At 67.4% G+C, this 7,544-nt stretch carries 5 protein-coding genes and 1 pseudogene; 4 read left to right on the top strand and 2 right to left on the bottom strand.

Translation table 11 applies throughout. The annotated features are described in order from the left end of the window. Positions 1–48 precede the first annotated feature (48 nt). The gene (locus K2Z83_RS08500) at positions 49–1,860 is read right to left on the bottom strand and encodes an ABC transporter ATP-binding protein (RefSeq protein ID WP_220594752.1); all 1,812 of its coding nucleotides are present in this window, start codon (positions 1,858–1,860) and stop codon (positions 49–51) included. A gap of 79 nt (positions 1,861–1,939) precedes the next feature. Beyond that, the gene (locus K2Z83_RS08495) at positions 1,940–3,940 is read right to left on the bottom strand and encodes an ABC transporter ATP-binding protein (protein WP_370650108.1); all 2,001 of its coding nucleotides are present in this window, start codon (positions 3,938–3,940) and stop codon (positions 1,940–1,942) included. 371 nt (positions 3,941–4,311) lie between these two features. Between K2Z83_RS08495 and K2Z83_RS08490 the strand changes: the two genes are divergently transcribed. From K2Z83_RS08490 to K2Z83_RS08475, 4 genes and pseudogenes are all read left to right on the top strand, one after another. Then, on the top strand, positions 4,312–4,806 hold the full coding sequence (locus K2Z83_RS08490; RefSeq protein ID WP_220594751.1) for a UbiA family prenyltransferase: 495 nt from the start codon (positions 4,312–4,314) through the stop codon (positions 4,804–4,806). Between the two features lie 128 nt (positions 4,807–4,934). Beyond that, a pseudogene (locus K2Z83_RS08485) lies at positions 4,935–6,338 on the top strand (circularly permuted type 2 ATP-grasp protein); the annotation flags it as partial. A 28-nt stretch (positions 6,339–6,366) separates the two neighbouring features. Continuing rightward, positions 6,367–7,233 (top strand): alpha-E domain-containing protein, encoded by an 867-nt coding sequence (locus K2Z83_RS08480; protein WP_220594750.1) that lies wholly within the window; start codon positions 6,367–6,369, stop codon positions 7,231–7,233. Positions 7,234–7,256: 23 nt separating this feature from the next. Beyond that, a partial coding sequence (locus K2Z83_RS08475) for a transglutaminase N-terminal domain-containing protein (protein ID WP_305082500.1) occupies positions 7,257–7,544 on the top strand: 288 nt, incomplete at its 3' end.

Genomic DNA, 7,544 nt, shown 5'->3' with positions numbered 1-7,544 from the left:
ACAAAATCGATGGCTGGCGGATTCGCCGCCAGCCATCGATTTTTAAAATTACGCCGCCTTGCGGGCCTGCTCGATATACTCCAGGCTCTGGTGGCGGAAGTAGGTGTTGTAGAGCTCGGCGTAGTGCCCGCCGGCCGCCAGCAGGCTGTCGTGGCCGCCCTGCTCGATGATCGCGCCCTTGCGCAGGACGATGATCCGGTTGGCGTGGCGCACCGTGCTCAGGCGGTGGGCGATCACGATCGCCGTGCGCCCGGCCAGCACCGTGTCCAGCCCCTCCTGGATGAGCACCTCGGTCAGCGGGTCCACGCTGGCCGTCGCCTCGTCCAGGATGATGATCGCCGGGTCCTGGAGCAGCACGCGGGCCAGGGCCACCAGCTGGCGCTGGCCCATCGAGAGGCCCGCGCCGCGCTCGCCGACCTGGGTGTCCAGGCCGCGCGGCAGCGCGGCGACCCACTCGTCGCCGCCGACGTGGCGGGCCGCCGCCAGCACCTCCGCGTCGGTCGCGTCGGGCCGCCCGTAGCGGATGTTCTCGCGCACGCTGCCGTCGAAGAGGAAGGGCGACTGGGTGACCATGCCCAGGCGCGAGCGGTAGCTCTCCAGGTCGAGCCGGCGGATGTCCTCGCCGTCGATGCGGATCTGGCCGCCCTGGAACTCGTAGAAGCGGGCCACCAGCTTGGCGATGCTGCTCTTGCCCGAGCCGGTGTGCCCCACCAGGGCCAGCGTCTCGCCGGCGCGGATGTGCAGGCTGAAGTCTTTCAAGACCTGCTCCTCCTCTTTGTAGTGGAAGTCCACGCCCGCAAACTGGATCTCGCCGCGCAGCGCCGGCAGCTGCACGCTGTCGGACTGCACCACCCGCGGCTCGGCGTCGATCAGGCCGAAGACGCGCTCGCCGGCGGCCAGGCCGATCTGGAACTGGCTCCAGAACGAGGCGATGCTGGTGAGCGGGAACCAGATGCTCTGCAGGCCCTGGATGAACAGGAACCATGTGCCCGCCGTGATCACGCCGCCGCGCACATCCAGGCCGCCGACATAGACCAGCGCGGCCGTGCCCATGCCGGCGATGATGTTCAGGATCGGGAAGATGCTGCTGAACACGTAGCGCGTGCGCTGATTCACCCGCTGCGACTGACGGTTGACGTTGATGAACTCGGCGTAGATCGCCGGCTCCTGGCGGAAGGTCTTCGCCACCCCGATGCCGCTGACCGTCTCCTGGACGTGGCTGCTCACCTCGGCGTTCATGCGCCGGGATGCGGTGATCGTGCGGCGGGCGATCGCCCGGAAGGCCAGCGCCGTGCCCACGATCAGCGGGGCCAGCGCCAGCAGGATGCCGGTCAGCTTGAGGCTGACCGTGGCCAGGTAGCCGACCAGGGCGAAGACCAGCAGCAGCCGGCTGAGCAGCTCCATCGAGAGGTTCATCACCTGCGAGAAGGCCGCCGTATCGGAGGTGACCCGGCTGACGATCTTGCCCGAGGCGTACTGGTCATAGAAGGACATGTCGCGGCGCAGCACCGAGTCGCAGGCGTCCTCGCGCATCTTCAGCACCACGTCGCCCACCGCCTGGGCGGCCAGGGTCTGCCGCACCAGGTTGAAGACCCAGGATGTGGCGCCGAGGGCGGCCAGGGCCAGGGCGGTCAGCGCGATCCGGCTGAAGGTGGTGTCGGCGCGCAGGGTGTCGATGCTGCGCGCGATGAAGATCGGGATGCCGGCGTCGAGCAGGGCGGCGCTAGCGATCATCGCGGCGGCGACGCCCATCTTGCGGGCCTGCGGCCGGAAGTAGCCCAGGATGCGCCGCACCAGGTCGCCGTCGCTATAGCTGCGGTCGTACTGCTCGGCGTCGAGGCCGTCGAACAAAAAGCCCATTGGAAACTCCTCTGGAGGGGACAGGGGACAGGGGACAGGGGACAGGGGACAGGGGACAGGGGACAGGCCGGGCACGGTGCTAGGCTGGCACCTCGGCGATAGTCGGTATTGCGCTGCCTGTTCCCTGTCCGCTGTTCGCTGTCCCCTTATCATTCGGTATTGCGCTGTCTGCTCCCTGTCCGCTGTTCGCTGTCCCCTTATCATTCGGTATTGCGCTGCCTGTTCCCTGTCCGCTGTTCGCTGTCCCCTGTCCCCTATCCCCTGTCCCCTTATCATCATAGCGGGCGAAGATCCGCCGGTAGTGCGGCGAGCTGTCCAGCAGCTCCTCGTGGCTGCCGGCGGCGGTGATGCGCCCGCCCTCTAGGACGAGGATCAGGTCGGCCCAGCGGATCTGCGAGATGCGGTGGGTGATCAGCAGGACGGTGCGGCCCTCCTGGGCCTTGCGGATGGCCTGCTGGATCTGGTCCTCGGTGGCGCTGTCGATGGCGCTGGTGCTGTCGTCCAGGATGAGGATGCGCGGGTCGCTCAGGAAGGCCCGGGCCAGGGCGATGCGCTGGCGCTGGCCGCCCGAGAGGGTCATGCCGCGCTCGCCCACCACCGTGTCGTAGCCGTCGGGGAAGGCGCTGATGAAGTCGTGGGCCTGCGCGGCCTGGGCGGCGGCGATCACCCGCTCGCGCCCGGCGTCCGGCGCGCCGAAGGCGATGTTGTCGGCGATGCTGCGCGAGAACAGGAAGATGTCCTGCTCGATCTTGCCGATCTGCGAGCGCAGGCTGTCCATGCTCCACTCGCGCACGTCCACCCCGTCCACCAGCACGCGCCCCGCGCTCACGTCGTAGGTGCGGTTGACCAGCTGGGTCAGGGCGCTCTTGCCGCTGCCGGTCTGCCCGACGATCGCCACCGTCTGCCCGGCCGCGATGCGGAAGGAGATGTCTTCCAGGACGCGGGAGGCAGGAGGCAGGAGGCTGGGGTCCGATCCTGCCTCCTGCCTCCCGCCTCCGGCCTCCTCATACCCGAAGCTGACCCCCTCAAACACAATCTCGCCGCGCATCTGGGCCGCGTGGCCGCCGCTGTTCTCGTCGAGGTCGGTCTCGGCGCGGACGATCTTCAGGATGCGGTTGGCGCTGGCGGTGCCGGACTGGAGCAGCGAGAAGGCGAAGATCGAGATGAAGGTCGGGAAGCGCAGCACGTTCACCAGGCCCACCACGGCGATCACCTGGCCGATCTGGATGCTGCCCTGGCGGTAGAGCAGCATGGCGTGCAGGAAGCTCAGGCCGAGGGCGACGCCGTAGATCAGCAGCGGCAGGTAGCGCGCCTCGATGTAGCCCTGGCGCACGAAGAAGTCGCGGAAGAGCCGGGCGTTGCGGCGGAACTTGGCGCGCTCGAAGCCCTCGCGGGCGCTGGCCTTCACCACCTCGATGCCCGAGATCGTCTCCTCAAGGCCGGCGTTCATCACGCCGAACTGATCGCGCTGGTCGCGGATCACCGGGTTGAGCCGGCCCATATAGGCCCTGGCGGTGACGATGTAGGCGGCCACGAAGCAGAGCGGCACCAGCAGCAGCTCCAGCCTGATGAAGGCGATGTAGGTGAGCGGGATGACGATCCCCATCACCGTCTCCGACACCAGCGTCCCGCCGGGGGCGATCATGTGCGAGAGCTGGCTGGTGTCGTCGGTGGCGCGGGCCATAATATCGCCGGCGCGCTGGCGGTCGTGGAAGCCCTTGCTCTTGCTGAGCAGGCTCTCGTAGAGCTCCTGGCGGGCGTCGGCCTCGAAGCGGGCGGCCACGCTCTCGGCCGAGAGGCTGCCGAGCAGCCCCGACAGGCCGTCGCCCACCATGACGGACAGGATGACCAGGGTGATGATCATCAGCCCGCTCGGCCCGCTCGGGCTGATGATCTCGTCGACCGCGCGGCCGATCAGCACCTGGGCGCCGGCGTAGCAGCTCCAGGCGATCAGGAAGAAGAAGTAGAAGCCCAGGGCGAAGTACCAGTAGCGTCGGATGTGCGAGAAGACCCAGCGCGGCGCGCTGCGCTGGTCGTAGGTGTAGGCGTTCGGGGCGGTGAACTCGCTACGCTGTGCCACCTGGTGAACCTCCTGCGTTCTGATTGCAGATTGTAGATTGCAGATTGCAGATTAGTTCTGCAATCTACAATCTGCAATCTGCAATAAAAAAAGCCGGGGGCATCGGCGTGCACCCACAGCTTGAGAGCGGTGTCGGGCGAGGCTCAGGGGAGCATCGGCCGGGAGGGCGCACTGACGCCTTGGGTGGCGCGGGCGGTGTCCTTCCGGTCTGTCATGGCCCTACCTCGGATAGAAGGCGAACTCGTGTTTCAAAGGGTACCACGGTCGGGCAGGGCGGGCCATCGGTCGGAAGGCCGAAAAAACGTCACCCCATACCCATGTCATAATAGAGCGTACCGCCATATCGGCGGCGCGGAGCGGAGGGAGGGCGCGTGGCCGTCAGCAGTATGCGATACCGGGTTGCAAGCCTGGCCCAGATCACACGTTATACCAACAGCATCTACGCTGCGGTCTACACGCTGGTGGGATCCTACCTGGCCGGCGGCGCGGCGGCGGCCCTGGCGCCAAAGAGCTGGGGCGCGGCGGCGGTGGTGGGGCTGGTGGTGGCCTACGGCTTTGTGATCAATGACTATGTCGACGTGACGGTAGATGGCTACAGCAAGCCGCAGCGGCCCATCCCGGCGGGGCGGATCGCCCGCGGCGCGGCCCTCGGGCTGGCGCTGGCGCTGGCGAGCGCCGCCCTGCTGCTGGCGGCGGCCCTTGGCCCCGACCTCGGCCTGTTCGCCCTCGGCACCACGCTGCTGGCCACGCTCTACTCATTCGCCCTGAAGGGCACGGTGCTCTGGGGCAACGCATGCATGGCCTTGCTGATCGGCCGCGCCGCAGCACCATCAGTGTGGCCTGTGCCTGATGGGCACAGTATTTGACGAAACTAGTGCCAGCCGGTATCATACCTGCTAACCCAGAGGAACCCCAACTGAAGACGCAACGGCAACGATGCCTTGCCGCCCTCTCTGCGAATGTGCCTCCTTCGTAGATCAGGACTCTACGCACGATGCCCCACGAGCGCAGCGCAACCGATATTGGGCGGCCGCCCTTCACCAGCTACCAGATCGACGCGGCCTACGACGAGATGTTCACCCCCCTCGGCCATGTGCGCGAGCACTACCGCGCGCTCTACGAGCGGCTGAACGAGATGAGCCTGAGCGAGCTGCTGCAGCGCCAGCGCTACGCCGACGCCGCATTCCTCAACCAGGGCATCACCTTCACCGTCTACGGCGAGGACTCGAGCACCGAGCGGATCTTCCCCTACGACCTGCTGCCGCGGATCATCACCGCCGCCGAGTGGGCGCCGGTCGAGCGCGGGCTGGCCCAGCGCATCACCGCGCTGAACCACTTCCTGCACGACATCTACCACGAGGGCAAGATCTTTAAGGACGGCGTCATCCCGCGCGAGCTGGTCTACACATGCCAGCACTACCGCCGCGAGATGCGCAACGTCAGCGTCCCGCGCGACACCTACATCACGGTGGTCGGCACCGACCTGGTGCGCGTGCCGGACGGCAGCTTCGCGGTGCTGGAGGACAACCTGCGCGTGCCGAGCGGGGTGAGCTACATGCTCACCAACCGCGCGGTGATGAAGCGGGCCTTCCCGCGGCTCTTCGCCAACTATGGCGTGCGCCCGATCGACCACTACGGCACCTCGCTGCTCACCACCCTGCGCGGCCTGGCCCCGGCCCACCGCCCCGAGCCGACGATCGTGCTGCTGACGCCGGGCGTCTTCAACTCGGCCTACTTCGAGCATACCTTCCTGGCCCGCCTGATGGGCATCGAGCTGGTCGAGGGGCGCGACCTGATCTGCCACGATAATATCGTCTATATGCGGACGACGGCCGGGCTGCGGCGGGTGGACGTGATCTACCGGCGGGTGGACGACGACTTCATCGACCCGCTGGCCTTCCGGCCCGACTCGATCCTGGGCGTGCCCGGCCTGCTCAACGCCTACCGCTCCGGCAACGTGGCCCTGGCCAACGCCGTCGGCACCGGCGTCGCCGACGATAAGGCCGTCTACGCCTATGTCCCGGCGATCATCCGCTACTACCTGGGCGAGGAGCCGGTGCTGCAGAATATTGAGACCTACCTGTGCGACAAGGCCGACGAGCGGGCCTACGTCCTGGAGCACCTGGACGAGCTGGTGGTCAAGGCGGTGGGCGAGTCGGGCGGCTACGGCATGCTGATCGGCCCGCACAGCACCCGCGAGCAGCGCGAGACCTTCCGCGACCTGATCATCGACAACCCGCGCAACTACATCGCCCAGCCGACGCTCAGCCTCTCGCGGGCGCCCTGCTTCGTGGAGGAGCAGGTCGAGCCGCGCCACATCGACCTCAGGCCCTACATCCTCAACGGCGAGCAGGTGACGATCGTGCCCGGCGGGCTGACCCGCGTGGCCCCACACCGCGCGCCTGATCGCCGTCGGGCTGAACCTCATGCTCGACCAGACGCCGCACTCGGCGGCGCTGCGCTGGGAGCGCCTGCTGGCCTCGCTGCACGCCTACCCGCCACCCAGCGGCTCGGGGGACGCCTACGCCATCGCGCGGATGATGACCTTCGATATGTCGAACGATGCCTCGATCGCCTCCTGCGTCGCGGCCGCCCGCGAGAACGCCCGCCAGGTGCGCGAGCAGATCAGCTCCGAGATGTGGGAGCAGCTCAACCGGCTCTACCTGAAGGTGAAGGGCAGCAGCATCGATGAGATCTGGCAGGACGACCCTGTCGAGTTCTACCAGGCGGTCAAGGAGGGCGCGCACCTCTTCCAGGGCATCACCGACGCGACGATGACCCACGGCGAGGGCTGGCAGTTCATCCAGGTCGGCCGCTACCTGGAGCGCGCCAGCGTCACCGCCGCCCTGATCGACCAGCACTTCCGGCCCTTCCTGGAGGCCCCCAGCGACGCGCCGATCGCCCTCGACTATATCGACTGGGTCGGGCTGCTCAGGTGCTGCACCGCCTTTGAGGCCTACTGCAAGGTGTACACCGCCGATGTCAAGCCCGAGTGCGTGGCCGAGTTCCTGCTGCTGAACGGCGAGGGGCCGCGCTCGGTGCGCTTCGCCGCCGACCGCGTCCAGCGCTCGATGCAGGCGATCTCCCAGGCCACCGGCACCCGCAGCGCCGGCCGCGCCGAGCGCCTCGCCGGCCGCCTGCGCGCCTCGCTCGACTACGGCCAGGTCGATGAGATCATCGCCGAGAATATGCATACCTACCTGGAGAGCATCCAGCGCCAGTGCGCCGCCATCCACGGCGCGATCTACCAGGCCTACGTCTCCTACTCGGTGGACGCCGCGCTCACCTCATAGGATTGTAGATTGCAGATTGCAGATTGCAGATTAGGCCCAATCTGCAATCTGCAATCTGCAATCTGAAATCTGAAATGTACTACTCGATCCTCCACAAAACCCGCTTCCGCTACAGCGCCCAGGTGAGCGAGAACTTCACCGAGGCCCGCATGCGCCCGCTCAGCGAGGGTATGCAGCGCTGCCTGAAGTTTAACCTCGGCGCGAGCCCCAGCGCCACGGTCGGCAGCTACCAGGACTGCTACGGCAACACGGTAAACCACTTCGACATCCCCAGCCCGCACCGCCACCTGACGATCACCGCCGAGGCGATC

Origin of the sequence: Oscillochloris sp. ZM17-4, assembly GCF_019599295.1 — a bacterium.
In the GTDB taxonomy this organism is placed as follows: domain Bacteria; phylum Chloroflexota; class Chloroflexia; order Chloroflexales; family Chloroflexaceae; genus Oscillochloris.
The sequence above is the reverse complement of the archived record's forward strand: the minus strand, read 5'-3'. Positions and strand labels throughout refer to the sequence as shown.

Excerpts from the sequence above, each read along its gene's own strand:
- K2Z83_RS08500 (WP_220594752.1), bottom strand. The coding sequence starts at position 1,860 with ATGGGCTTTTTGTTCGACGGCCTCGACGCCGAGCAGTACGACCGCAGC.
- K2Z83_RS08480 (WP_220594750.1), top strand. The coding sequence starts at position 6,367 with ATGCTCGACCAGACGCCGCACTCGGCGGCGCTGCGCTGGGAGCGCCTG.